23 protein-coding genes are annotated in these 25,535 nt (G+C 53.6%); 11 read left to right on the top strand and 12 right to left on the bottom strand.

Going from position 1 to position 25,535, the window contains the following annotated elements; all coding sequences use genetic code 11:
• Positions 1 to 137: 137 nt before the first annotated feature.
• The gene (gene ybfE, locus HV350_RS16990; protein WP_003022842.1) at positions 138 to 425 is read right to left on the bottom strand and encodes a LexA regulated protein; all 288 of its coding nucleotides are present in this window, start codon (positions 423 to 425) and stop codon (positions 138 to 140) included.
• A 128-nt stretch (positions 426 to 553) separates the two neighbouring features.
• The gene (gene ybfF, locus HV350_RS16985; protein WP_047415163.1) at positions 554 to 1,327 is read right to left on the bottom strand and encodes an esterase; all 774 of its coding nucleotides are present in this window, start codon (positions 1,325 to 1,327) and stop codon (positions 554 to 556) included.
• Between the two features lie 194 nt (positions 1,328 to 1,521).
• Between ybfF and seqA the strand changes: the two genes are divergently transcribed.
• Both seqA and pgm read left to right on the top strand, forming a co-directional pair.
• On the top strand, positions 1,522 to 2,064 hold the full coding sequence (gene seqA, locus HV350_RS16980; protein ID WP_016152261.1) for a replication initiation negative regulator SeqA: 543 nt from the start codon (positions 1,522 to 1,524) through the stop codon (positions 2,062 to 2,064).
• 24 nt (positions 2,065 to 2,088) lie between these two features.
• Positions 2,089 to 3,729 carry a phosphoglucomutase (alpha-D-glucose-1,6-bisphosphate-dependent) gene (gene pgm / locus HV350_RS16975; RefSeq protein ID WP_016155986.1) on the top strand — a complete coding sequence of 547 codons (1,641 nt, stop codon included), beginning with the start codon at positions 2,089 to 2,091 and terminating at the stop codon, positions 3,727 to 3,729.
• A gap of 71 nt (positions 3,730 to 3,800) precedes the next feature.
• Here pgm and potE read toward each other — a convergent pair whose 3' ends face one another.
• The 9 genes from potE to kdpF all read right to left on the bottom strand — a co-directional run bounded on the left by potE (position 3,801) and on the right by kdpF (position 15,737).
• The gene (potE, locus tag HV350_RS16970) at positions 3,801 to 5,120 is read right to left on the bottom strand and encodes a putrescine-ornithine antiporter (RefSeq protein WP_016155987.1); all 1,320 of its coding nucleotides are present in this window, start codon (positions 5,118 to 5,120) and stop codon (positions 3,801 to 3,803) included.
• Positions 5,117 to 7,315, bottom strand: a complete 2,199-nt coding sequence (gene speF / locus HV350_RS16965) for an ornithine decarboxylase SpeF (RefSeq protein ID WP_047501716.1) — start codon at positions 7,313 to 7,315, stop codon at positions 5,117 to 5,119. The genes potE and speF overlap by 4 nt, the downstream gene beginning before the upstream one ends.
• Positions 7,316 to 7,572: 257 nt before the next feature.
• On the bottom strand, positions 7,573 to 7,677 hold the full coding sequence (speFL, locus tag HV350_RS16960; protein ID WP_114149115.1) for a leader peptide SpeFL: 105 nt from the start codon (positions 7,675 to 7,677) through the stop codon (positions 7,573 to 7,575).
• Positions 7,678 to 7,955: 278 nt separating this feature from the next.
• Entirely contained in the window at positions 7,956 to 8,633 is a 678-nt protein-coding gene (gene kdpE, locus HV350_RS16955) for a two-component system response regulator KdpE (RefSeq protein WP_016152265.1), read from the bottom strand.
• The gene (gene kdpD, locus HV350_RS16950) at positions 8,630 to 11,314 is read right to left on the bottom strand and encodes a two-component system sensor histidine kinase KdpD (protein ID WP_047359485.1); all 2,685 of its coding nucleotides are present in this window, start codon (positions 11,312 to 11,314) and stop codon (positions 8,630 to 8,632) included. Before kdpD ends, kdpE begins: the two co-directional genes overlap by 4 nt.
• 10 nt (positions 11,315 to 11,324) lie before the next feature.
• On the bottom strand, positions 11,325 to 11,891 hold the full coding sequence (gene kdpC, locus HV350_RS16945; RefSeq protein WP_047359484.1) for a potassium-transporting ATPase subunit KdpC: 567 nt from the start codon (positions 11,889 to 11,891) through the stop codon (positions 11,325 to 11,327).
• 8 nt (positions 11,892 to 11,899) lie between these two features.
• Positions 11,900 to 13,948, bottom strand: coding sequence for a potassium-transporting ATPase subunit KdpB (gene kdpB, locus HV350_RS16940; RefSeq protein WP_181628971.1), 2,049 nt, complete (start codon positions 13,946 to 13,948; stop codon positions 11,900 to 11,902).
• Positions 13,949 to 13,968: 20 nt separating this feature from the next.
• The gene (kdpA, locus tag HV350_RS16935; protein ID WP_046274707.1) at positions 13,969 to 15,648 is read right to left on the bottom strand and encodes a potassium-transporting ATPase subunit KdpA; all 1,680 of its coding nucleotides are present in this window, start codon (positions 15,646 to 15,648) and stop codon (positions 13,969 to 13,971) included.
• On the bottom strand, positions 15,648 to 15,737 hold the full coding sequence (kdpF, locus tag HV350_RS16930) for a K(+)-transporting ATPase subunit F (RefSeq protein WP_001670793.1): 90 nt from the start codon (positions 15,735 to 15,737) through the stop codon (positions 15,648 to 15,650). The genes kdpA and kdpF overlap by 1 nt, the downstream gene beginning before the upstream one ends.
• A 308-nt stretch (positions 15,738 to 16,045) precedes the next feature.
• Here kdpF and HV350_RS16925 point away from each other — a divergent pair, with 308 nt between their 5' ends.
• From HV350_RS16925 to HV350_RS16915, 3 genes are all read left to right on the top strand, one after another.
• Entirely contained in the window at positions 16,046 to 16,252 is a 207-nt protein-coding gene (locus tag HV350_RS16925; protein ID WP_003022870.1) for a YbfA family protein, read from the top strand.
• A 124-nt stretch (positions 16,253 to 16,376) separates the two neighbouring features.
• Positions 16,377 to 17,795 carry a deoxyribodipyrimidine photo-lyase gene (gene phrB, locus HV350_RS16920; RefSeq protein WP_053388602.1) on the top strand — a complete coding sequence of 473 codons (1,419 nt, stop codon included), beginning with the start codon at positions 16,377 to 16,379 and terminating at the stop codon, positions 17,793 to 17,795.
• Between the two features lie 161 nt (positions 17,796 to 17,956).
• A complete protein-coding gene (locus HV350_RS16915; RefSeq protein ID WP_181628969.1) occupies positions 17,957 to 18,871 on the top strand; it encodes an Rpn family recombination-promoting nuclease/putative transposase in 915 nt (304 codons plus the stop codon).
• A gap of 49 nt (positions 18,872 to 18,920) precedes the next feature.
• On the opposite strand, the gene dtpD is transcribed toward HV350_RS16915, so the two are convergent.
• Positions 18,921 to 20,402 (bottom strand): dipeptide permease DtpD, encoded by a 1,482-nt coding sequence (gene dtpD / locus HV350_RS16910; protein WP_075846917.1) that lies wholly within the window; start codon positions 20,400 to 20,402, stop codon positions 18,921 to 18,923.
• Between the two features lie 289 nt (positions 20,403 to 20,691).
• On the opposite strand from dtpD, the gene ybgI reads away from it, so the two are divergent.
• The 6 genes from ybgI to HV350_RS16880 are packed head-to-tail and all read left to right on the top strand — an operon-like array spanning position 20,692 to position 25,527.
• On the top strand, positions 20,692 to 21,435 hold the full coding sequence (ybgI, locus tag HV350_RS16905; protein WP_016152273.1) for a radiation resistance protein YbgI: 744 nt from the start codon (positions 20,692 to 20,694) through the stop codon (positions 21,433 to 21,435).
• 15 nt (positions 21,436 to 21,450) lie between these two features.
• Positions 21,451 to 22,107: a 5-oxoprolinase subunit PxpB gene (gene pxpB, locus HV350_RS16900; RefSeq protein ID WP_046274709.1), complete on the top strand. Its 657-nt coding sequence runs from the start codon at positions 21,451 to 21,453 to the stop codon at positions 22,105 to 22,107.
• Positions 22,101 to 23,033, top strand: coding sequence for a 5-oxoprolinase subunit PxpC (pxpC, locus tag HV350_RS16895; protein WP_047359481.1), 933 nt, complete (start codon positions 22,101 to 22,103; stop codon positions 23,031 to 23,033). Before pxpB ends, pxpC begins: the two co-directional genes overlap by 7 nt.
• Positions 23,023 to 23,757, top strand: a complete 735-nt coding sequence (gene pxpA, locus HV350_RS16890) for a 5-oxoprolinase subunit PxpA (RefSeq protein WP_181628967.1) — start codon at positions 23,023 to 23,025, stop codon at positions 23,755 to 23,757. Before pxpC ends, pxpA begins: the two co-directional genes overlap by 11 nt.
• 55 nt (positions 23,758 to 23,812) lie before the next feature.
• Entirely contained in the window at positions 23,813 to 24,535 is a 723-nt protein-coding gene (locus tag HV350_RS16885) for a DUF969 domain-containing protein (RefSeq protein WP_003831395.1), read from the top strand.
• Positions 24,532 to 25,527: a DUF979 domain-containing protein gene (locus HV350_RS16880; RefSeq protein ID WP_016152277.1), complete on the top strand. Its 996-nt coding sequence runs from the start codon at positions 24,532 to 24,534 to the stop codon at positions 25,525 to 25,527. The genes HV350_RS16885 and HV350_RS16880 overlap by 4 nt, the downstream gene beginning before the upstream one ends.
• Positions 25,528 to 25,535: the final 8 nt, after the last annotated feature.

Raw genomic sequence — 25,535 nt, 5'->3', positions numbered from 1 at the left:
AAACTTATTGAAATGGTGGTGGCGCATTGCCCACGGATAAGGGCAATCATAGCAGAACAGTCAGGCATGCGGAAACAGCAAACACGCAGGACTGCACTCTGTGCTACACGATTTATGATTTAGAGCAGAAATTCAGACTAAGCCTGACCGCGCAATGCGCTGAGTTGGTTCATCAGCATCTCTTCGATGAGTTCACTGCGACTCATGTTGCGCGCCTCGGCCAGCTCGTTCAGAGCGTCAACAGCATCAGCGTTCAGTTTCAGTTCGACACGCTTAAGCCCGCGAACTTTATCGCGTTTAAGCTGATTACGTTTGTTAATACGTAACTGTTCATCACGCGAGAGCGGATTAGTTTTGGGTCGTCCCGGGCGACGCTCCTGCGCGAACAGATCTAATGTCGTACGGTCCGTTTGTTCTTTGGCCATGATCTTGGTGACTTCGGGGAAACAATCAGCCAGGCGTCTGCCCGGATGGATAGCCCGCCATAATACATCAGCAGGGGAGACACGCCAACGCCCACGCGCGTAATCACGCGCAGACGCTGAGTTTTTAATCAGTTAGCCTGTTCGCTCAGATAACGACGGATGGCGCGCAGTACCGCCTCCGGTTTTTCCGCATGCACCCAATGGCCCGCGCCTGCAATAACGTGCGCCCGAGCCTGCGGGAATTGCGCCAGCAGTTGTTCGCGATACGCTTCGGTTACATAAGGTGAGTTGCCACCGGGGATAAACAGCGCCGGGTGTTCCCACGCCGGGATGGTCTCCCAGCCGACAATATGAGGATATTGCTCCCACAGCACGGGAACATTAAAGCGCCATTCGCCGTCCACGAAGGATTTGAGCAGAAATTGGATCACGCCTTCCTCTTGCAGATGCTGGCGCATGACGCTCGCCGCCTGCTGACGCGAAGAGGACTGTGCATCAGTCACTGCGTTAATGGCAGCAAAAATCTCATCGTGACGGCGAACATGATAGTCAACGGGAGCAATGTCGATGGCTACCAACCGTTCGACACGTTCAGGGGCCAGCGCGGTTAACGCCATGACGGCTTTGCCCCCCATCGAGTGACCAATAAAGATCGCTTTTTCGATTTGTTGATCGTCCAGCGTATCCAGCAGATCTTGCGCCATGGCCGGATAATTCATCTCAGGTGAACGCGGGGAGAGGCCATGATTTCGCATATCAACCTGGATGATATCGTGATCGGCCACCAGATCGCGCGCCAGGATCCCCAGGTTATCCAGACTGCCAAACAGGCCGTGCACCAGGACGATGGGAGAATTATTGTGCAGGTTTTGCGCAGATTGCGCTCGGATATTCAATTTCATGGCAAAGTTCTTTTTTTCACACTCACGGGTTAGGGTATCATGTTGACCATTCTGCCACATGGCTGCAACAACTACGGTTACTCTGAGTTTTGCCAGCCACCAGGCTTGACGCTATCCGCTGTTGGGATTTGCCTTTACACTACGCGTGTTGACCCCAACAACTTGTATTCAGCTAAACACTGCACTGGATTAAGATGAAAACGATTGAAGTTGATGATGAACTCTATAGCTATATTGCCAGCCACACCAAGCATATCGGCGAGAGCGCATCCGACATTTTACGGCGTATGTTGAAGTTTTCCGCCGCATCACAGCCTGTCACTCCGGTAGTAAAAGAAGTCCGCGCTGTGCAAGCTGTCGTGGAAGCGAAGCCGGTTAACCCCGTAAAAGATAAAGTGCGCGCGATGCGTGAACTGCTGCTGTCCGACGAATATGCGGAGCAGAAGAAAGCAGTAAATCGCTTTATGCTGGTGCTGTCTACACTCTATTCACTGGATCAAAACGCGTTCGCCGAAGCAACGGAATCGTTGCATGGGCGTACGCGCGTTTATTTTGCAGCAGATGAACAGACGCTGCTGAAAAATGGTAATCAAACCAAACCGAAACACGTGCCAGGCACGCCGTACTGGGTGATCACCAATACCAATACCGGCCGTAAATGCAGCATGGTTGAGCACATCATGCAGTCAATGCAATTCCCTGCGGAATTGATTGAAAAGGTTTGCGGAACAATTTAATCCTTGCATTAGAAGGACCAGGCAATGGCAATCCACAACCGTGCAGGTCAACCTGCGCAACAGAGTGATTTGATTAACGTCGCCCAACTGACGGCACAGTACTATGTACTGAAACCAACGGCAGGGAACGCTGAGCACGCCGTCAAGTTCGGTACGTCCGGACATCGCGGCAGTGCAGGTCGTCATAGTTTTAACGAGCCGCATATTCTGGCTATCGCTCAGGCGATTGCTGAAGAACGTGCGAAAAACGGGATCACTGGCCCGTGCTACGTGGGCAAGGATACCCACGCGCTGTCTGAACCGGCTTTTATCTCTGTACTGGAAGTGCTGGCAGCGAACGGCGTGGACGTCATCGTGCAGGAAAATAACGGCTTTACGCCAACCCCTGCCGTGTCGAATGCTATCCTGGTCCATAACAAAAAAGGCGGCCCGCTGGCTGACGGCATTGTGATCACGCCGTCCCACAATCCGCCGGAAGATGGTGGCATTAAATACAACCCGCCAAACGGTGGTCCGGCAGATACTAACGTCACCAAAGTGGTGGAAGACAGGGCTAACGCTCTGCTGGCTGATGGTCTGCAAGGCGTGAAGCGTATGTCGCTGGATGCTGCGCTGGCATCTGGTCATGTAAAAGAGCAGGACCTGGTTCAGCCGTTTGTTGAAGGACTGGCCGACATCGTCGACATGGCGGCGATCCAGAAAGCGGGCCTGACGCTGGGCGTCGATCCGCTTGGCGGTTCCGGTATCGAATACTGGAAGCGTATTGCCAAGCACTACAACCTGAACCTGACTATCGTTAACGATCACGTTGATCAGACTTTCCGCTTTATGCATCTCGACAAAGATGGCGCAATCCGTATGGACTGCTCCTCCGAGTGCGCGATGGCGGGACTGTTGGCGCTGCGTGACAAGTTCGATCTGGCCTTTGCCAACGATCCGGACTATGACCGTCACGGTATCGTCACCCCGGCGGGTCTGATGAATCCGAACCACTACCTGGCGGTGGCGATCAACTACCTGTTCCAGCATCGTCCGCTGTGGGGCAAAGACGTTGCCGTTGGTAAGACGCTGGTCTCTTCGGCGATGATTGACCGCGTAGTGAATGATTTAGGGCGTAAACTGGTCGAAGTTCCGGTTGGCTTTAAGTGGTTCGTTGACGGTCTGTTTGACGGCAGCTTTGGCTTTGGTGGTGAAGAGAGCGCGGGCGCTTCTTTCCTGCGTTTTGACGGTACACCGTGGTCAACCGACAAAGACGGCATCATCATGTGCCTGCTGGCGGCAGAAATTACCGCAGTGACTGGTAAGAATCCGCAAGAGCACTACAACGAACTGGCAGCCCGCTTCGGCGCGCCAAGCTACAACCGCCTGCAGGCAAGCGCGACCTCCGCGCAGAAAGCGGCGCTGTCTAAGCTGTCTCCGGAAATGGTGAGTGCCAGCACGCTGGCGGGCGACCCGATCACGGCACGTCTGACGGCGGCACCGGGTAACGGTGCTTCTATCGGCGGTCTGAAAGTGATGACTGACAACGGCTGGTTTGCTGCGCGTCCGTCAGGTACTGAAGACGCCTATAAAATCTACTGCGAGAGCTTCCTTGGAGAAGAACATCGCAAGCAGATCGAAAAAGAAGCCGTTGAGATTGTCAGCGAAGTGCTGAAAAACGCGTAAGTATTGTTTGTACTGACGCGTTTTGTAGGCCCGGTAAGCGTTAGCGCTACCGGGCTTTTTTATGCCAGGATTTAACTATGCTTATTTTTCAGTTCAAAACGCGGTGATACCAGGCCATACAGCGTCCAGCCGAGGAAGGTCACGATAGAACCATAAAGCATTGCTTCTTCGCCAGAGGAGTAGAGCGCATAGAAGCTGTACAATGCGCCAACAAACGCCACGAAGTTTGCCGGTTTCGCTTTCGACGACGGAACATTCGCCATTTTTTGAATAATTACCAGCGCGGCCATCGACAGAATATACGGAATGATGTTCGTTACCACCGCCAGGTTGACCAGCACGTTGAACTGACTGTTCAGTGACGGGCTGATAGTCATCAGTGATAAACCACTCTGGATGATCACGATAGCCAGCATCCCCTGTACCGGCGCGTCTACTTTAGTCACGCGGGAGAAGATTTTAGGGAAGTAACCCCCATCAGCCGACGATTTGAATACCTGAGCGATAGTGAACTGCCAGCCCAGCAGTGAACCGCAGCAGGACATCACCATCAGCGCCATGATCACCTTACCGACTTCCGGGGTGAACATTTGTGCGAAGGCTAAACCGAACGGTGCTGTAGAGTTAGCCAGATCCATATTCGGCACAATCCCGGCTATCACGTTGGTGGAGATGATGTAAATCACCGCCGCGCCCAGCGTACCGCCCAATACGGCGATGGGCACGTTGCGTTCCGGATTGTCTACCACTTCAGCGTTGGCGCAGGCCGATTCCAGACCCAGAAAAGCCCACAAGGTCATCGCAATGGAAGAACCGACAGCCGTGAAGAACGGGACGTGGTGTGGATTCCAGGAGTTAGCGTACAGCGTCGGACTGAACCAGAACCAGCCGATGATACACAGACCGACAACCGGAATAATGACGCCCCAAACGGTGATGCTGCTGATCTGCCCGGTAATACGCGCCCCGCCAAAGTTAGCCACGGTACAGATCCACAGTACACCAATGGTTGCCAGGCCAATCTGCACCGGTGTCAGTGTGGCGCCAAACAGCTCGGTACCGTAGCCAACGGCGGAGATGGCGATAGCCACGTTGGCGATTAACAGCGAAACGCCATAAGTGTAGTTCGCCATAAAGTTACCGGATTTGCCAAAGGCGTATTCAGCGTAACCCCCCATACCGCCAGATTTACGGCTGAACATACCGCATTTTGCGAAGGCCCAGGCCAGCGCCATTGAACCGACAGCAGTCACCAGCCACGAGATGATCGAGATAGTACCGACTTCCGCAAGCTTGGTGGGCAACATGATGATTCCGGATCCCATCATATTAACCATGGTCAGGATAGTGAGCTGGACGACGCCCATTTTGTTGGATTTGGCTTTGCTCATAACATTTCCCCTTTCAACAGAGCGTGTTGCGCGCTTTGTTGCTTAATCACGTAGCACCACACCTGTTTACGACCGTCGTGTTCTTCGATGTAGACACCCTGGAGTTCAGGCGCAAAACCCGGTAGCAAATTGATTCCTTCTTCCAGTGCGCTGAAGTAACGTAATACTGAACCGCCCCAGATTTCACCCGGAACCACACACAGTACGCCCGGAGGATAAGGCAGCGCGCCTTCTGCCGCGATGCGACCTTCAGCGTCCGGCAGACGCACCAGTTCAACTTCACCACGCAGATATGCATAATTGGCATCCTGGGGATTCATGCTGACGCGCGGGAAATGTGCCTTACGGAACATCTCTTTCTGGAGCTGCTTCACGTTGTGACGCGCATACAAATCGTGCATCTCCTGGCACAGTTGGCGCAGGGTGTAACCGGCGTAACGGGCTTCGTGCTGCTTGTAGATCGAGGGCAGAACCTCGGCTAGCGGGGCATCGGCTTCCAGCAGTTTTTCGAAACGTACTAGCAGGGCGACAAGCTGCTGCAACTTCGCCATATCTTCTGCGGGGGTCAGCAGGAACAGGATGGAGTTGAGGTCGCATTTTTCGGGCACCACACCATTTTCGCGCAGGAAGTTAGCCAGAATGGTAGCCGGAACGCCGAAGGTATCGTATTCGCCGTTACGCGCATTAATACCCGGAGTGGTGAGCAGCAATTTGCATGGATCCACAAAGTACTGGTGTTCGGCATACCCTTCAAAGGCATGCCAGTGTTCACCGGGAACAAAATGGAAGAAACGCAGGTCGCTGGCGATTTCAGCGGTGGGATAAGCCTGCCACGGTTTACCCTCTACTATCTCCGGCACGAACGGGCGGATATGGTGGCAGTTTTCCAGGATCAACTTACGAGTATCAATTCCGTTGACGACACAGTCCATCCACATGTTGCGCCCGCTGACGCCTTCATGCATTTTGGCGTTGATGTCCAGCGCGGCAAAGAGCGGATAGAACGGGCTGGTGGAGGCGTGCATCATGAACGCGTTATTCATTCGTTTATGAGGCACGTAGCGAGACTGGCCTTTAATATGGCTGTCTTTTTTGTGGATCTGCGAAGTCTGAGAGAAGCCTGCCTGTTGTTTGTGCACTGACTGGGTGACCAGAATGCCGGGGTCATTTTCGTTAAGATCCAGCAACAGCGGAGAGCAATCGGCCATCATCGGAATAAACTGCTCATAGCCAACCCACGCGGAGTCAAAAAGGATGTAGTCGCACAGATGACCGATCTTATCCACCACCTGACGGGCGTTATAGATTGTGCCGTCGTAGGTACCTAACTGAATCACGGCCAGACGGAACGGACGCTCATCTTTCGAACGTTGTGGCGCAACTTCACTCACCTGTTCACGTAGATAGCCTTCTTCAAAGCAGTGCGCGTCGATCCCGCCGATAAAGCCGTACGGGTTACGCGCGGTTTCCAGATATACCGGCGTTGCCCCGGCCTGCAATAACGCGCCGTGGTGGTTTGACTTGTGGTTGTTGCGGTCGAATAACACCAGATCGCCTGGGGTGAGCAATGCGTTAAGCACCACTTTGTTCGATGAGGAGGTCCCGTTCAGTACAAAGTAGGTCTTATCCGCGTTGAAAACTTTAGCTGCGTGCTGTTGTGCGATGCAGGGAGCGCCTTCGTGAATCAGCAGATCACCCATTGCGACATCGGCATTACACAAATCGGAGCGGAAAAGTGTTTCGCCGAAATATTCGACAAACTGATTACCCGCAGGATGGCGACGGAAAAACTCGCCCCCCTGATGACCAGGACAATCAAAGGCGCTGTTGCCCTGATTGACATAGTCGACAAGCGCACGGAAGAACGGCGGACGTAACTGCGTTTCATAATGGCTGGCGGCGGTTTCTAACTGCCGGCCATAAAAGGCGGTACGGGCTTCATTACATTCGAATACACCTGAGATGCGCGGCAGATGTTCAGATGGAACACGTTCTTCATTTTCGGTGGCGATAAAAACAGGAATCCCATAGCCGGTGGCGTCAATTTCATCGAGTTTTCCACGTTCAATATCATTGATGGATAATACGATAGCAGCAACATCAATAAAATTACTTTCATCGATATTTACGCAAGAACGCTGCGTAGAAAAACAATCAGGACAGGAACGGCTTACGGCAATTTTTAATTCTGACATTTTCATCTCTTTATTTTTAGGTAATAGCAGGTCCTCAATTTCTCAAATGAGAAATTGATAACTCCGGAAAAAAAAAGCAAAGTCATACCGCTGATAAATAAATCAGTAAATTGCTTTTTTGAAGATGCAATAAACCCTAACCGGTCCGGTCACAGGTAATACAGGGTTATGCAGGGAGAGCACTGCGGATACAGGCGTTAGCCTGCGATACAGAGAGTCAGGAAGACCTGTATACTTGAGTGCCCTTAGTCGGAAGACTAACGGGCATTAAAGAAATGAAAGTCGAAACTGTTGCGGTGGGCAAACATCATAATATGCGTTGTTCGCCTTATATGTGGCATTGTACGGCTATTATTTTCCATTTTAGTTACCTTTACTGGATAAGTGGAAGGTGCGGGTATTTTATCCAGGAAATGGCTATGAACTGTGAAGAAGATCAATAAAAAACGATCGTTTATAAAATATTTAGTCGCCATTTATGCATAGTGCGAGACAAGATGCTGTTTTGTTGTTTATATGTTATTTATTTGTATTTTATTATTTTTTTACAATATTCTACTGGCTGCATAATAAGTATTATGCAGTGGAATGAGTAATGAAAAATATATTTATTAATTAATCAGGAAAAATGAATAAGAATTCACGGCATAAACCGATAGCCAATTCCGGTTTCGGTCAGAAAATGACGCGGACGGGCCGGGTCCAGTTCCAGCTTCTGGCGCAGGTGTCCCATATAAATACGTAGATAGTGACTATGTTCGACGGCGTTTGGTCCCCAAACCTGATTTAACAACTGGCGTTGCGTCAGTACCTTCCCGGCATTATTTAACAGAACCGCTAACAGACGAAACTCAATCGGCGTCAAATGAATTTCCTCGTCACCTCGGTGAACGAGGCGTGCGGCAATATCCACTTTGACGTTGGAAAAATGTACCACCGGTTCGGGAGACGCGCCGCTGGCGTGGCGACGCAATGCCACGCGCAATCTCGCCTGTAGCTCGCCAATACCAAAGGGTTTACTGAGATAGTCATCGGCACCGGCATCCAGCGCAGCAATTTTATCGCTTTCCTCACTGCGGGCTGAAAGCACAATCACCGGAATCGCGCTCCATTGTCGCAGGTCGCGAATAAAATCAATGCCGTCGCCGTCCGGCAGGCCGAGATCGAGAATGATGAGATCGGGTTTTCGCGTGGCGGCTTCCAACAGACCACGTTGCAGCGTTTCCGCTTCATATACACGCAGGCCATCGGCTTCCAGCGCGGTGCGCAGAAAGCGGCGAATGGCATGTTCATCTTCAACAATCAGTACGTTCGTCACATATCCTCATGAAAATCTTCAAGTTCAGGGGGAATTTCCTGGGGCAGTGTAACACGAAAACAGGCTCCTCCCTGCGCGCGATTGTGGACCGAAATAGTACCGCCGTGCACGTCCACAATAGCCTGACAAATTGCCAGCCCCAGCCCAACGCCGGGCACCGATGACTCTTTATTTCCCCGGGAAAATTTGTCAAAAACGCGCTGTTCCATACCCGACGGAATACCCGGCCCATTATCCCAGACGTCCAGTTGCAGATGTGCGCCATCGACGCTGGCATCAATACCGATTTGCGCCTGTGGACCTGCGTATTTGACGGCGTTTTCCAACAGGTTAATCAGCACCCGTTCAAAGAGCGGACCATCGACGTGAATCAGTGTTAACGGTTCAGGTAACGACAGATTTATCGGGGCAGAGAGACCGGGCTCCAGCATCTGCAGGGCGCTGCCGACCACCTCTTCCAGCGTTAACCACTCCTTCTTAAGATTAAAGCCGCCAGACTGAATTCGCGCCATATCCAGCAGGTTATTAACCAGTCGGGTAGTATTCAGAACGTGCTGGCGAATCTCACTGGCCTGGCGCGCGTGCGGCGATCCCTCGCTGGCCAGATCCAGCGTTAAGATTTCCGCCTGACCGAACAACACCGTCAACGGCGTGCGCAAATCGTGGGACAGAGCAGCGAGCAGGGCGTTGCGAATGCTTTCGCGCTCGCTGGCAAACCGCGCCTGCTCTTCGCTGGCGGTCAGCGTCAGGCGCTCCAGCGCACTGGCTACCAGTAGAGTGAAGGTTTCCAGCAGGCGTTGCTGTTCGGGGATCATAAGCTGGCGTAAATTTCCCGGTTCGACCACCAGCAGCCCATGCGTTTTATCGGCGCTTTTTAACGGTAAAATCTGATACGGCACGCCCGGTAACGTGTCGGTGCCTGCACCGGCCGGTTGCCCTTTGTCAAAGCTCCATTGGGCAATGGCGTCATCCCACGGCGTCATGCCCTGTTGATGGGTGAGCGGGGCCAGCTTGCCGTTCTCACCGGGCAGTAAAACCTGGCTGCGGGCCTGAAATGTTGAAGCGATAAACTGTTCACTGGTGGCGGCGATATCCGTCTGACTCCGACCGACTGCCAGCGCTTTCGACATCTCATACAAATGACGCGTACGCTGTTCACGATAACGCGCTACCCGCGCCTGATAACGCACCCCGGCGGTCAGATTACCAATAACCAGCCCTACCGTTAGCATTACGGCAAAGGTGAGCAGGTACTGAACGTCTGAAACGGCCAGCGTCCCGCGTGGGGCAATAAAGAAGAGATCGAAGCTGGCGACGTTAATAAAGGTTGCCAGCACTGATGGCCAGCGTCCGTAAAAGAGTGCGATAACCACCACACCCAATAAATAGATCATCACCAGGTTGGCGGCGTCAAAGGCCATTAGCCACTGCATGGCGATTAGCGTAATGATGGCGCACAGCGCAACGGCAACCACACAACCCTGAATTTGTACCCGCCATTTATCCTTAAAGGTGCGGCTATCTGCCGTTTGCAGCACAGGGCGTGAAGGGGGCTCATCGAGCGCAACAATCATCAGGTCGAGATCCGGTGCGCGATGAGCGAGTTTGTCGGCAAAGGAATCGCTACGCCACCAGCGACGCGTAGTCGGACGCCCGAGCACAATTTTTCCCAGATTATGCTCACGGGCATAGTGGATGACCGCTTTGTCTTCGGCGGGGTCGGAAAGGGTGGCTGTTTCTGCGCCTAACTCCTGAGCCAGCCGCAGAGCGCTTAAAATTGCGCGGCGTTGTTTTTCGGGCAGTCGGTGCAGCGCTGGCGTTTCGACATACACCGCATGCCAGACGCTGCCGAGACGCGCCGCCAGACGTGCGGCGGCGCGTACCAGTTTTTCGCTGCCAGTATTGTGCCCAATGCACAGTAAAATAGCGTCGCGGGTATGCCAGACTTTCTCTTCTCCCGGACGTCCTCGCCAGGCGCGCATCTGATCGTCTACCCGATCAGCCGTGCGGCGCAGGGCAAGTTCACGTAGCGCGATCAGATTACCTTTGCGAAAGAAATGCTCGATTGCTCTTTCTGCCTGACCGGCGATATAGACCTTGCCTTCGTTCAGGCGCTGGCGCAAATCGTCGGGGGGGAGATCGACCAGCACCACATCGTCGGCGGCATCGAAAAAAGGGTCGGGTACGGTTTCACGAACCTGAATGCCGGTAACGCCGCTGACCACGTCATTGAGACTTTCCAGATGCTGCACGTTAACGGTAGTAAAGACATCAATCCCGGCTTCCAGCAGCTCTTCAATGTCCTGCCAGCGCTTAGGATGCCGTGAGCCTGGCGCATTACTGTGCGCCAGTTCATCCATCAAAATGAGCGCCGGACGGCGGGCCAGCGCCGCGTCGAGATCGAACTCATTGATATGGCGGCCGTGACGCGCCTGTCGCTTTAGCGGCAGGATGCTGAGGCCGTCCAACAGCGCGGCGGTCTCTTTGCGTCCATGGGTTTCCACCACGCCAATCAGCACATCTAACCCTTGCGCCCGCAGTCGCTGGGCCTCTGCCAGCATGGCCCAGGTTTTGCCGACGCCAGCACAGGCACCGAAGAAAATTTTCAGTTTTCCCCGGTGCGGGGCCGTGGTCTGCTCCAGCAGGCGATCGGGGTCGGGGCGTAAGGGTTCGTTATGCATGTCCTTTTTCTCAGTGCTTATCCAGCGCTAAATTAAGTTCCACCAGGTTCACCACCGGCTGACCGATAAAACTGACCAACGGCTTTTGCGTATATTGTGCAACCAACCGCGTTACCTCTTCAACGCTGAGGTTGCGAGCCTGCGCCACGCGGGGAATTTGCCAGGCCACCGCGGCTGGCGTCAGGTTGTTATCCAGCCCGCTGGAAGAAGCCGTTACCAGCTCTACCGGGACGGCAGGACTTGCCTGCGGGTTGGCGGCACGCAGCGCGGCAATCCGGCTTTGCAGCTGTTTATCCAGTTCCGGGTTGCTGGCTGCCAGATTACTGCCGCCTGAAGCCATTGGATTATAGGGCATTTCAGCTGTGGCAGACGGACGCCCTTGAAAATAACCGGCAGCGGTAAAATGTTGCCCGATGAGCTCAGAGCCGCGAACCACCTGACCTTCGCTAAGAAGCGAACCGTTAGCCTGGTGGGGAAACCACCACTGCCCCAGCGCGGTCGTCAGCAACGGGTAAGCCCCGCCGGTGATAAGCATCAGGAAAATCAATGTTGATAATGCAGGACGTAATCCACTCATCTGAAACCTCACACCAGACCCAGCAGGGTCAGCAGTAAATCAATCGCTTTGATACCGATAAACGGCACAATCAAACCGCCCAAACCATAGATCCACAAATTGCGGCGCAACATCGCGGATGCGGACAAAGGTTTGTAGCTCACGCCTTTTAGCGCCAGCGGGATCAGAAAGACGATAACCAGCGCGTTAAAGATAACCGCGCTGAGGATCGCCGAGTCTGGCGAATGCAGTCCCATCACGTTCAGCGCATTGAGTTGCGGATAGGTGGCGGCGAAGGCGGCCGGGATAATAGCGAAATACTTCGCGACGTCGTTGGCAATACTGAAAGTGGTCAGCGAACCGCGCGTCATCAGCATTTGTTTACCAATGTGCACTACTTCAATCAGTTTGGTGGGGTTGGAGTCGAGATCCACCATGTTACCTGCTTCTTTCGCTGCCTGAGTTCCCGAGTTCATGGCGACCGCAACGTCGGCCTGCGCCAGGGCTGGAGCGTCATTGGTTCCGTCGCCGGTCATCGCCACCAGACGACCTTCCGCTTGATACTGACGAATCAGCGCCAGCTTGGCTTCCGGCGTGGCTTCAGCTAAGAAGTCATCCACTCCGGCCTCAGCGGCGATCGCGGCAGCGGTCAGGCGGTTATCGCCGGTGATCATCACCGTTTTAATCCCCATTTTGCGCAGTTGAGCAAAACGTTCTTTGATCCCGCCTTTCACAATATCTTTCAGCGCAATCACACCCAGTACGTGGGAGCCTTCGGCAACCACCAGCGGCGTTGCGCCAAGGCGAGCGACGCTTTCGACCTTCTGCTCCACATCGGCGGGAAAGTGGCCGCCGTTGGCTTCAACGTGCCGACGAATGGCATCGACCGACCCTTTGCGGATCATTCGGTTGTCGATGTTGATGCCGCTCATCCGGCTTTGGGCGGTAAACGGCACAAAGGTAGCGTGCAGCGATTGCACGTCGCGAATACGCAGATTAAAGCGCTGTTTTGCCAGGATCACGATGCTGCGGCCTTCCGGCGTTTCATCGGCCAGCGATGAAAGCTGTGCGGCGTCGGCGAGCGTTTTTTCGTCCACGCCGTGGGCGGGCAGAAAATCCGAAGCCTGACGGTTACCCAGCGTAATGGTGCCTGTTTTATCCAGCAGCAGTACGTCTACGTCACCTGCCGCCTCTACTGCACGTCCGCTGGTAGCGATGACATTTGCGCCCAGCATGCGGCTCATCCCGGCGACGCCAATCGCTGAGAGCAGTCCGCCTATCGTTGTAGGGATCAAGCACACAAGCAAGGCAACCAGCACCGTGATGCTGACCGCACTACCACCCCAGGCGGAAAACGGCCATAGCGTGGCGGTCGCCAGCAAAAAGATAATGGTCAGGGCAATCAGCAGGATCGTCAGGGCGATTTCATTGGGCGTTTTACGCCGCTGCGCGCCTTCAACCATGGCGATCATCCGGTCGAGGAACGTTTCACCGGGGTTTACACTGCATTCGATAACCAGCCAGTCGGAGAGGATGCGGGTCCCGCCGGTGACGGAGGCGAAATCGCCACCGGATTCACGAATCACAGGCGCGGATTCACCGGTAATGGCACTTTCATCTACTGATGCGCCACCTTCAATGACCTCGCCGTCACACGGGATAATATCGCCAGCTTCCACCAGCACGATATTCCCTTTCCGTAAATCATCGGCAGGAACGTGATCCATTGCCGCGCCGTATTTGGGTTCGCGAAGTTTACGGGCAAAGGCGGTTTTTTTGACTCCCTTTAGGCTATTAGCCTGAGCTTTACTGCGACCTTCCGCCAGCGCCTCAGCGAAGTTGGCGAACAGAACGGTAATCCACAGCCACAGACTTATCGCGCCGGTAAACCACGGGCTGCCCTGCATATGACCTGTTGCCATCGCCACCGTTAACAGGGTTGTTAACAAACTGCCCAGCCAGACGATAAACATCACCGGGTTACGCCACTGGGTATGTGGGCTTAATTTTTTCACGGCGTCCATCAGCGCCTGTGCGACCAGAGAGGGTTCGAACAGCGCCAGTTGCTTGCGACTCATAGTAATGTGCTCCGCATCACTCAGTGTAATGACAGGTATTCTGCGACCGGGCCAAGCGCCAGGGCAGGAACAAAGGTGAGAGCGCCAACCAGTAACACCGTACCGATTAACAACCCGACAAACAGCGCGCCGTGGGTAGGTAGCGTGCCTGGGCTTGCTGGCTGGATCTTTTTACTGACCAGCGACCCGGCAATAGCCATCACGGGGATGATCACGCCGAAGCGACCGAAGAACATGCACAGGGCCAGCAGGCAGTTCCAGAACGGGCTATTGGCGCTTAATCCGGCAAAGGCGCTACCGTTGTTGTTCGAGGCAGATGACACGGCATACAGGACTTCACTAAAGCCGTGAGGACCTGGATTAAGCATGGCGCTGCGCCCGGCATCGCTCATCATGGCGATCGCTGTACCGAGCAGGACCAGCGTAGGGGTGACCAGAATCGCCAACGCGGTCATTTTCATTTCGCGCACGTCGATTTTCTTACCGAGATACTCCGGCGTACGGCCAATCATTAACCCGGCGATAAATACCGCCAGCAGCACGAACAGCAGCATGCCGTACAGACCTGAACCCACACCGCCGAAGACCACTTCACCAATCTGCATCAGCCACATAGGTACCATGCCGCCCAGTGCGGTAAAGGAGTCATGCATTGCATCGACAGCCCCGCAGGATGCTGCTGTGGTGACGACGGAAAAGAGACTCGTGGCCAGCACGCCAAAGCGGCTCTCCTTGCCCTCCATGTTGATATTGCTGTCGGCACCGAATGCCATCAGGTGCGGGTTGCCCTGAACTTCGGCCCACATCACGACGGCAACGCAGACCGCAAAAATCAGTGACATGGCCCACAGTAAGGTCCGCCCCTGACGACGATCGCCCACTACATCACCAAAGGCAAAACACAGCGCGGTGGGAATTAAGAAAATAGCCAGCATCTGTACCAGATTGGTCAGTGCGGTTGGGTTTTCAAACGGATGCGATGAGTTAGCGTTAAAGAATCCCCCTCCGTTAGTGCCGAGCATCTTAATCGCTTCCTGTGAGGCGACTGGCCCCATTGGCAGCAGCTGTTTCACCCCTTCAAGGGTGGTGATGGGCTGATAAGGCAATATGTTTTGCAAAGTACCTTGCTGAATGAAGAACAGGGCAATGAGCAACGCAATAGGGACGAGGATCCACAGCGTAATGCGAACCAGATCGACCCAGGCGTTGCCCAGCGTGTTCATACTCTGGCGTGTGAAAGCGCGGGTCAGGGCAAAAATCACCGCAATTCCGGTCGCCGCAGACAGGAAATTCTGCACGGTCAACCCGGCCATCTGGCTGAAATAGCTTAAGGTGGTTTCGCCAGCATAGGATTGCCAGTTGGTATTAGTGACAAAACTCACCGCCGTGTTGAGCGCCAGATCCCACGAAAGCCCTGGCAGTTGCTGGGGATTTAACGGCAGCAGGTTTTGCGCCATTAGCATCGAAAACAGGACCAGCAGGCCCAGCGCATTGAGAGCAAGGATAGCCAGCAGATACTGCCGCCAGTTCATTTCCTGCTGCGAGATGCCCAGACCGCGCCAGAGTAAATGCTCCGCGCCAACCAGGCCCGGCAGGGGCGTATTGTTGATCAGTCGAGCCAGCCCAAATCCCAACGGTCTGGCGATGACAAATAGCACCAGCAAGAAACTGGCAATGAGTAAAAATCCTTGGGCTGCCATCAGAACGCCTCCGCATTGATCAGGGCATAGACCAGGTAACCTAATAATAAAAAGACCAGCACAATGCCGGTTATCACGCCTGCACTCACAGTGCACCTCCAGTGGCATAAATGTGATAACCAGAGCGTAGGTTTTTGCTTGCAAAGATTTCGCAAAAATCAGCGGGTGGGGTGTAAAAAAAGTATAAAAATGGCAAAAACCATTATTTAACTAATGGTTAGTATTAATTTAACTTTTATGTAACTTAATTACAGTTTTATGCTAAACGGAGCATCAATAGATAAAAATAAGTGGTCGGATGAGTAGCAAAATTACACACAAGGCGGTATTATTTTCATCAGTTAACCAAGTTTATTTTTCCGGTGCTATTCACCGAACAGATATATGGGAGAGGATTATGGACTTTTATAAAGAATATCCAGCACACATTGTTTTCTTGCGCCGTACCTTTGCCGTAGTGGCGGGCGTGCTGGCGCTACCGGTCATGCTGTTCTGGAAAGACCGCGCTCGTTTTTACAGCTACCTGCACCGCGTCTGGTCTAAAACCAGTGATAAACCGGTGTGGATGGAGCAGGCTGAAAAAGCCACCTGCGATTTCTACTAAGTTATCGTTCTTGCTCAAGAAAACCGCTCACAGTAATGTGGCGGTTTTTTTTATGCGCCGACGTCTACACTTGTCGGTGTAATAGATAACGAGTGGCAATGATTAATTTATATCCGGGAGTATTATGACCACCCATCTGGTCTGGTTTCGACGTGATTTACGTCTGCATGACAACCTCGCGCTGGCGGCGGCTTGTCGGGATCGTACTGCGCAGGTCATCGCGCTATATATCTCTACTCCTGAGCAGTGGAAGGCGCACGAAATGGCCCCACGTCAGGCGGCATTTGTGAGTGCGCAGTTGAATGCGTTGCAGACGGCGCTGGCGGAAAAAGGCATCCCGCTTCTGTTTGATGAAGTTGCAGATTTTGCGACCAGCGTGGAAACCGTCAAAAACGTCTGCGCACAGCATAGCGTCAGCCGATTGTTTTATAACTATCAATACGAAATAAACGAACGTCAGCGTGATGTCGCCGTTGAGAAGGTACTACCCCATGTGGTGTGTGAAGGGTTTGACGACAGCGTGATCCTGCCTCCAGGGGCGGTCATGACCGGCAATCACGAGATGTATAAAGTCTTTACACCGTTTAAAAATGCCTGGCTGAAGCGGATTAAAGAGGGTGTTCCAGAATGCGTTAGTGCGCCGAAGGTGAGAGAAAGCGGCGCTCTTGACGCTCTGTTAACATCAATAACGCTGAGCTATCCGCAGCAAGATTTTGATACGCAGCGGTTTGTGGCAGAAGAAAAACTGGCTATCGCGCAATTACGCCAGTTTTGCCAGCAGGCCGCGAGAGAATATGAGCAACAGCGTGATTTCCCTGCGGTTGACGGTACCAGTCGATTATCCGCGAGCCTGGCGACAGGGGGATTGTCGCCGCGCCAGTGCCTGAATCGACTGCTTGCGGAGCAGCCGCAGGCGCTTGAAGGAGGGGAAGGCAGCGTCTGGCTGAACGAACTTATCTGGCGTGAATTTTATCGTCATCTGATGACTTACCATCCGGCGCTGTGTCGGCATCAACCGTTTATCCGTTGGACCGATCGCGTGCAATGGCAGAATAATCCGGCACATTTGCATGCCTGGCAAACAGGGAACACGGGATACCCGATTGTGGATGCGGCGATGCGTCAGCTCAACGCCACGGGCTGGATGCATAATCGATTACGCATGATTACGGCCAGTTTTTTAGTGAAAGATCTGCTGATCGACTGGCGTAAAGGCGAGCAATATTTTATGTCGCAACTGATCGATGGCGATCTGGCGGCCAATAACGGCGGCTGGCAGTGGGCGGCCTCAACCGGGACCGACGCCGCACCGTATTTCCGTATCTTTAACCCCACGACTCAGGGCGAAAAATTTGACCGCGACGGTGAGTTTATCCGCCAGTGGCTGCCGGAACTGCGCGATGTGCCGGGTAAAGCCATTCATGACCCGTGGACATGGGCTGAAAAAGCGCAGGTTACGCTTAACTATCCTCGTCCGATTGTCGATCATAAACAGGCAAGACTGGCGACGCTGGCGGCCTATGAGGCGGCGCGCAAGGGATAAGTATGTGACGGATTTCTGCGTAATGCCTTCCAGCAGAATGAACATGTTGCAGTCGGGAGCTATTAGCGCTGAAACGTGCTCTCAGTACCGTGAATACCCTGCTGCATAAGTTTTCCCTCAGCAGTAAATTTCCGTCATCTTCATTCAGATGACGGAAATTAATGACAACGCCAACGACATCCACACCGCACGATGCGGTGTTTAAAACGTTTTTACATCATCCCGAAACTGCGCGGGATTTTCTCGACATTCACCTGCCAGCTGAACTGCGGACACTTTGCGATTTGAATTCGCTGAAGCTGGAGTCAGAAAGCTTTATTGAAGCGGATTTACGTTCGCGCTACTCCGACGTGCTCTGGTCTTTGCACACTCGCGACGGCGACGGTTATGTCTATGTGGTTTTAGAGCATCAAAGTTCAGCCGAGCCGCATATGGCTTTTCGTCTGTTGCGTTATGCGATGGCGGCGATGCAGCGCCATCTGGACGCAGGGCATAAGGAACTGCCGCTGGTGATACCGATGCTGTTTTATCATGGCTGCCGAAGCCCTTATCCGTACTCGTTGTGCTGGCTGGATGCCTTTGCCGACTCCGTGGTGGCAAGACAACTTTATTCCAGCGCATTTCCGTTGGTGGACATAACGGTGGTACCCGATGATGAGATCATGGCTCACAGGCGAATGGCGCTGCTGGAATTAATGCAAAAACATATCCGTCGGCGGGATTTGATGGGGCTGGTAGAGCAACTGACCACGCTGCTACTTACTGGATGCGCTAATGACACGCAATTACAAGCGATGTTTAATTACATTCTACAATCTGGCGATGAATCTCGCTTTAATGAGTTTATGCAAGAGATGACACAACGGATCCCCCAACACAAGGAGAGGCTGATGACTATTGCAGAGCGGTTACGGTTAGATGGATTACAGGAAGGTCTACAACAAGGACTACAACAAGGAAAACAAGAAGCGGCATTACGTATAGCGCAAACCATGTTGGAACAGGGAATAGAACGCGAAATGGTAAAACTGGTGACCGGTGTTTCAGAAGCGGATTTGGCTGTAAACCATGCATAATCTCCAGAAAAACAGGCCCGAATCTTATCCCATCATCGGGCCTGTAAACTCAGGACTCTACCGCCAGCGGACGATTTCTGAACTTCAGCGACTGGTACAGCCAAATCAGCAGCACCAGCACCACACAGGCCAGCGCGCCCCAGGTTATTTCGCTAAAGACATCAATATATGCATTGATGGAATAATTGATAGCGCCCGCTGAGTCAAACGAACCTTGTGAGGTCTGATCGGCGATAACGCCGGCCAGGTAGTTGGCGATGGCTCCGGAAAGCAGCATGTAGATACCCGTTAATACGCCGGTCACTCCTGGGATCTCAATACGTGTAATCTGAGACATAGCCACCGGATCGATAAACAGCTCGGCAAAGCCCATGACCGCCAGCCCCAATACCATCAGCGGCATGGAAGAGTGACCGTAAGCCGCAGACCAGCGGGCGCTCAAGGTCAGAATACAGAATCCGGCGCTCATTAAACCGAGGCCAAGGGCAAATTTACCCCAGATACGGACGGTACGATTACCGCTAACGCTTTCTTTGACCACCCAGGCCAGCACGATACCGCACAGCATAACGGCAAAGGCGTTAACCGACTGGAACATCGCAGTAGGGACGGAATATCCCAGAATATCGCGGTTAACGAAGCGGTCGATATACAGGCTAATCGAACTGCCGCCCTGTTGAGCAAAGGCCCAGAACAACAGACTGAAGAAGGTCAACGTAACGATAAGCCCCAGCTCTTTGCGCTGTTTCTGGGTCTGCGCCTGGCGGTAAATCTTCGCCAGAACCGCCAGACCAATAACAGTAGCAACGATCAGTGCGTAAACGGACCACTCTTTCCAGAACAGAACGGTAATCAGCAGCGGTGCTGCAACCAGCAGAACTAATAACCAGGCCCAGTTTGGCAGCATATATTTTTTCGCACACAAGACGGCCTTGTTGACGCCGGTGGTATGGGCGAAATGGCGATTACCGCATACGAAAATCACCAGCCCCGCCAGCATGCCAATCGCCGCCAGCGCAAAGCCCATCGCCCAACTGTACTCTTCCTGCACGTAGCCGCAGGCAATGGGCGCGATGATTGAACCAATATTACCGGCAGCGTAGAGCAGAGAGAATCCACCGTCACGGCGAGGGTCTTCAGGCTGATACAACTCGCCTAACAGGCAACTGATGTTGGATTTAAACAGACCGTAGCCACAGACAATAATCGCCAGCGACAAATAAAGGAACGTCGGGGCCATTTCGCTGGCGCCCAATACCAGATGCCCCACTGCCATTAAAAATGCGCCGATCATCACCGCCATTCGATTGCCGAGCACTTTATCGGCCAGGTATCCCCCAAGTATGGGCGTGACGTAGACCAGCGAGCAGTAGGCGCTGAACAGTTCATATGCGTGATTATCGTCGTACTTAAGCTGGTTAGTGAGATACAGGATCAGCAATGCACGCATGCCGTAAAAACTGAAGTATTCCCAAATTTGTAGCGCAACGACGTAATAAATCGCCCGTGGTTGAGATGCTTGTTTATTCATTCTTTTCTCGAAGTAAATGCCTCGCGACAGGCTGAACGTGCTGCGCGAGTGTGTTTCCTTAAAGTTTTAACTTTGATACAGATCTGATTATTTTTGCAATATGCTGTCTGATTGCATAAATATACATGAATTAGATCGCGTGGGGGTAAGCAAATTGCGTTCAAATCGGGTGTGATTGTTTCTTGATGTGTCAGTGAAATGTCTATCGACGAACGCAAGCGGGAACGCTATTTTAACCTAAGCTGTGTTGCTGATTGGGCAGGCAGAATTTATGACTACGAGGACGATGATGAAAAACACCGAACTGGAACAACTGATCAACGACAAACTGAACAGCGCCGCCATTAGCGACTATGCGCCGAATGGTTTGCAGGTTGAGGGCAAAGAGACGGTGCATAAAATCGTGACCGGCGTGACCGCAAGTCAGGCGTTACTGGACGAGGCGGTACGCCTGCAGGCGGATGCGGTCATCGTTCATCACGGTTATTTCTGGAAAGGCGAATCGCCGGTTATTCGCGGTATGAAGCGCCATCGTCTGAAAACGCTGTTGGAAAATGATATCAACCTGTATGGCTGGCACCTGCCGCTGGATGCTCACCCGGAACTGGGTAATAACGCGCAACTGGCAGCGCTGTTGGGGATCACCGTCATGGGTGAAATCGAGCCGCTGGTGCCATGGGGAGAACTCTCCATGCCGGTTCCGGGGCTGGAGCTGGCATCGTGGATTGAAGCGCGTTTAGGCCGTAAACCGTTATGGTGTGGTGATACCGGGCCGGAAAAAGTTCAGCGCGTCGCCTGGTGTACAGGGGGCGGTCAGAGTTTCATTGATAGCGCAGCCCGGTTTGGTGTTGATGCCTTTATCACCGGTGAAGTTTCAGAGCAAACCATTCACTCAGCCCGCGAGCAAGGGTTGCATTTTTATGCTGCTGGTCACCATGCGACCGAACGCGGCGGCATTCGCGCATTGAGCGAATGGCTGAATGAAAATACCGATCTGGACGTAACCTTTATCGATATTCCTAATCCAGCGTAATAAAGAGGGACGAAAGTGCAGCGAGCGCGTTGTTATCTGTTAGGTGAAAGTGCGGTGGTTCTTGAGCTGGAACCTCCCATTACGCTGGCGACTCAGAAACGCATCTGGCGTCTGGCCCAGCGTCTGGTTGATGCCCCGAATGTGCTGGAAGCTATTCCGGGAATGAACAATATCACGGTTACCCTGCGCGACCCGAAAACGCTGGCGCTGGATGCGATTGAACGCCTGCAGCGCTGGTGGGAAGAGAGTGAGGCGCTGGAGCCGGACTCGCGCTTTATTGAAATTCCCGTGACCTATGGCGGTGAGTTCGGCCCCGATTTGGCAGAGGTCGCCCGGCACAGTGGATTAAGTGACAAGCAGGTCGTCGAACTTCATGCGTCGGTTGATTATGTGGTGTGGTTTATCGGTTTTCAGCCGGGATTTCCCTATCTCGGGAGCTTACCTGAACCGCTCCATACTCCGAGGCGTGCGGAACCGCGTCTGCTTGTTCCGGCAGGTTCTGTGGGTATTGGCGGATCCCAAACGGGGGTCTATCCGCTTTCCACGCCAGGTGGATGGCAATTGATTGGCCGTACCTCCGTTGCGTTATTTGATCCAAAACGGCAGGAGCCGATTCTGTTACGAGCTGGCGATACCGTGCGTTTTGTCCCGCAGAAGGAGGGGATATGTTAAACATCATTCGCGCTGGCATGTACACCTCAGTACAGGACGGGGGACGCCATAGTTTTCGTCAATCCGGAATCAGTCACTGTGGCGCGCTGGATAAACCGGCGCTGAACGTTGCTAACCTGCTGGTAGGTAATGATGCGAATGCCGCTGCGCTGGAAATCACACTGGGGCAACTGGTGGTGGAATTTGAAACCGATGGCTGGTTTGCCCTGACCGGTGCGGGATGTGAAGCGCACCTGGATCGTACTCCAGTATGGAGCGGATGGCGGCTGCCGGTGAAAGCCGGGCAGCGTCTGACGCTAAAACGTCCACATCACGGCATGCGCAGCTATCTGGCGGTAGCGGGCGGTTTTGATGTACCCGAAGTAATGGGCTCGCGCAGTACCGATCTCAAAGTCGGAATTGGCGGGCTGGAAGGGCGTCTGCTGCGCGATGGCGATCGGCTGGCAATTGGCGCATCGACCCGGCAATTCAGCGGACCGCAGGGCGTAAAACAGCTGATGTGGGGCAACCACATTCGTGCGCTCCCCGGGCCTGAATACCAGGAGTTTGACGAAGTATCGCAGGCTTCTTTCTGGCGCTCCCCGTGGCAGCTGAGTCCGCAAAGCAACCGTATGGGGTATCGCTTGCAGGGGCAGTCGCTGACGCGCACGACCGATCGCGAGCTATTGTCGCATGGTTTGCTCCCTGGCGTAGTGCAGGTTCCGCATAATGGTCAGCCCATCGTGCTGATGAACGATGCTCAGACGACGGGCGGCTATCCGCGTATCGCCTGTATCATCGAAGCAGATATGTATCATCTGGCGCAGATCCCGCTCGGCCAGCCGATTCATTTTGTGCAGTGTTCGCTGGAGGAAGCGCTTAAGGCGCGCCACGATCGGCAGCGTTATCTGGAACAGTTAACATGGCGACTTAACAATGAAAATTGATCTCAACGCAGACCTTGGTGAGGGATGCCCTAACGATGCAGCGCTGCTGCAACTGGTGTCATCAGCCAACATCGCCTGTGGGTTTCACGCCGGTGATGCGCAGACGATGCTTTTAAGCGTGCGCGAAGCGCTAAAAAATGGCGTAGCGATAGGCGCGCATCCGAGTTTTCCGGATCGGGAAAATTTTGGCCGTAGCGCCATGACCCTGCCTGTGGAAACGGTGTATGCGCAGACGCTGTATCAAATTGGTGCGCTGGCTGCCATCACGCGTGCGCAGGGCGGCGTAATGCGTCATGTTAAACCGCACGGTATGCTTTATAACCAGGCGGCGAAAGATCCTCAGTTGGCGGATGCTATTGCTCAAGCGGTGTATGCCTGCGATCCGTCGCTGGTTCTGGTAGGGCTGGCGGGAAGCGAACTGATTCGTGCCGGAGAACGCTATGGTCTGGTAACACGTCAGGAGGTTTTTGCCGATCGGGGTTATCAGGCGGATGGCAGTCTGGTGCCGCGCAGCCAGCCGGGCGCATTGATTGAGGATGAAGAGCAGGCGCTGGCGCAAACGCTAGAAATGGTGCAATCCAGCAGAGTAAAAAGCCAGAGTGGAACGTGGGCGAGCGTGACAGCCCAGACGGTATGCATTCACGGGGATGGTGAGCACGCACTCGCTTTTGCCCGTCGCTTGCGAGCCGCATTCAATGCATGCAATATTCAAATTAGTGCATAAATTTATTCATAAAAAACAATAAGATATTACACAACAACATATACAGGACTGAATTATGGGAGAGGTAATTTCTCTCTGGCCATTGACGGGGATCGCCGTCATCGTGGTCGGATTTCTTTTACGTTTTAACCCGGTATTGGTGGTCATTATTGCCGGGATCGTCACGGGGCTGGCGGCGCATATGCCGATCGCCACTATCCTTGAGAAGCTGGGTGAAGGTTTTCTTAACACCCGCAACCTGCCATTTATCCTGCTGATCCCGCTGGCGGTTATTGGCCTGCTGGAACGCCACGGACTCAAAGAGCGTGCTCAGGCGTGGATTGCAAAAATCCGCAGCGCCACCAGTGGCCGTCTGCTTATTGTCTATCTGTTCATTCGCGAAGCGACCGCTGCGTTAGGGCTGACCAGTCTGGGGGGGCATCCGCAGATGGTGCGTCCGCTGCTGGCGCCGATGGCGGAAGGAGCCGCAGAGAAAAATCACGGCGAGATACCTGGGGCGGTACGCTATCGTCTGCGCGCCATGTCAGCTGCGACCGATAACGTCGGACTGTTCTTCGGTGAAGATATCTTTGTTGCCTTCGGCGCCATCATTTTTATGCACAACTTTATGCTGGAGTCTGGTGGGATCCAGACCGAACCGCTGCATATTGCCTTGTGGGGGATCCCTACGGCAATTTGTGCATTCCTGATCCACGGTACGCGTCTGTGGCGTCTGGATAGCTATTTGCAACGTGAGGTGGCGAAAGCGAATGCCGCAGCGAAAGGGGAAGCGAAATGAATTTTCAACAAAGCTATCTCTACTGGCTGGCGGGAGCGGTATTACTGATTGTGGCGCTGATGTCCTGGCAGGACAAAGCGAACCCGCGTCGCTTCACCACCGGCCTGTTTTGGGGCATATATGGCGTACTGTTTCTGCTTGGCGACTGGACATACTCGCTGTTTGGCGACAAACGCACGGTGCATATTGCCGTTGGCGTTGCGGTGGTCGTGCTGGCCCTGATCGCCGGTTTTGGCGGCGTGAAGCTGGGAAGCTACCATCAACGAACGCAGCAACAGCGCGAAGAAAGCGCCAGTCGTCTGGGTAATCGCCTGTTTTTCCCGGCGCTGGCAATTCCGGTGGTAACGGTTATTGGCGTGCTGATGTTCAACCATATTCCGGGCTTACAGGATGCGCTGTTTGGGCCGGGTAATCACGCCACTCTGGTGACGCTCTTTTCCATGACCGCAGGCTCGTTGATTGGTCTGGCGATGGCGATAAAAATGACCCATGAGCGGGTTCATCAACCGATTCAGGAGGCGCGCCGTCTGCTGGACTCCATCGGCTGGGCGTTCATCCTGCCGCAGATTTTGGCCACGCTCGGGCTGTTGTTTACGGCAGCGGGCGTAGGCAGCGGTATTTCCTGGCTAACGCAAGAATACCTGGCGGTGGATAGCCGCTTTATCGCAGTGGCGGTGTACACCCTCGGCATGGCATTGCTGACGATGGTCATGGGCAATGCGTTTGCCGCTTTCCCGATCGTGACCGCTGGAATTGGGATTCCGATCCTCGTGCTGCAGCACGGCGGCAATCCGGCAGTAATGGCGGCAATTGGTATGTTCTCTGGCTATTGCGGGACGTTAATGACGCCGATGGCGGCAAACTTTAACATTGTTCCTGCAGCGCTGCTGGAGCTGCCGGATAAAAACGCGGTGATTAAAGCGCAGGTGCCAACCGGCATACTGCTGTTGCTGGTCAACGTGTTCCTGATGTATTTCCTGATGTTCTTGTAAGGTGACAG

The organism is Citrobacter sp. RHBSTW-01013 (assembly GCF_013781985.1).
Classification (GTDB): Bacteria; Pseudomonadota; Gammaproteobacteria; order Enterobacterales; family Enterobacteriaceae; genus Citrobacter; species Citrobacter braakii.
Note: the sequence above shows the minus strand (reverse complement) of the source record. Positions and strands in the feature narration are given on the sequence as shown.

Coding starts and splice junctions, on each gene's coding strand:
- ybfE (WP_003022842.1), bottom strand. CDS start 425: ATGGCCAAAGAACAAACGGACCGTACGACATTAGATCTGTTCGCGCAG.
- ybfF (WP_047415163.1), bottom strand. CDS start 1,327: ATGAAATTGAATATCCGAGCGCAATCTGCGCAAAACCTGCACAATAAT.
- seqA (WP_016152261.1), top strand. CDS start 1,522: ATGAAAACGATTGAAGTTGATGATGAACTCTATAGCTATATTGCCAGC.
- pgm (WP_016155986.1), top strand. CDS start 2,089: ATGGCAATCCACAACCGTGCAGGTCAACCTGCGCAACAGAGTGATTTG.
- potE (WP_016155987.1), bottom strand. CDS start 5,120: ATGAGCAAAGCCAAATCCAACAAAATGGGCGTCGTCCAGCTCACTATC.
- speF (WP_047501716.1), bottom strand. CDS start 7,315: ATGTCAGAATTAAAAATTGCCGTAAGCCGTTCCTGTCCTGATTGTTTT.
- speFL (WP_114149115.1), bottom strand. CDS start 7,677: ATGGAAAATAATAGCCGTACAATGCCACATATAAGGCGAACAACGCAT.
- kdpD (WP_047359485.1), bottom strand. CDS start 11,314: ATGCATAACGAACCCTTACGCCCCGACCCCGATCGCCTGCTGGAGCAG.
- kdpC (WP_047359484.1), bottom strand. CDS start 11,891: ATGAGTGGATTACGTCCTGCATTATCAACATTGATTTTCCTGATGCTT.
- kdpB (WP_181628971.1), bottom strand. CDS start 13,948: ATGAGTCGCAAGCAACTGGCGCTGTTCGAACCCTCTCTGGTCGCACAG.
- kdpA (WP_046274707.1), bottom strand. CDS start 15,648: ATGGCAGCCCAAGGATTTTTACTCATTGCCAGTTTCTTGCTGGTGCTA.
- HV350_RS16925 (WP_003022870.1), top strand. CDS start 16,046: ATGGACTTTTATAAAGAATATCCAGCACACATTGTTTTCTTGCGCCGT.
- phrB (WP_053388602.1), top strand. CDS start 16,377: ATGACCACCCATCTGGTCTGGTTTCGACGTGATTTACGTCTGCATGAC.
- HV350_RS16915 (WP_181628969.1), top strand. CDS start 17,957: ATGACAACGCCAACGACATCCACACCGCACGATGCGGTGTTTAAAACG.
- dtpD (WP_075846917.1), bottom strand. CDS start 20,402: ATGAATAAACAAGCATCTCAACCACGGGCGATTTATTACGTCGTTGCG.
- ybgI (WP_016152273.1), top strand. CDS start 20,692: ATGAAAAACACCGAACTGGAACAACTGATCAACGACAAACTGAACAGC.
- pxpC (WP_047359481.1), top strand. CDS start 22,101: ATGTTAAACATCATTCGCGCTGGCATGTACACCTCAGTACAGGACGGG.
- pxpA (WP_181628967.1), top strand. CDS start 23,023: ATGAAAATTGATCTCAACGCAGACCTTGGTGAGGGATGCCCTAACGAT.
- HV350_RS16885 (WP_003831395.1), top strand. CDS start 23,813: ATGGGAGAGGTAATTTCTCTCTGGCCATTGACGGGGATCGCCGTCATC.
- HV350_RS16880 (WP_016152277.1), top strand. CDS start 24,532: ATGAATTTTCAACAAAGCTATCTCTACTGGCTGGCGGGAGCGGTATTA.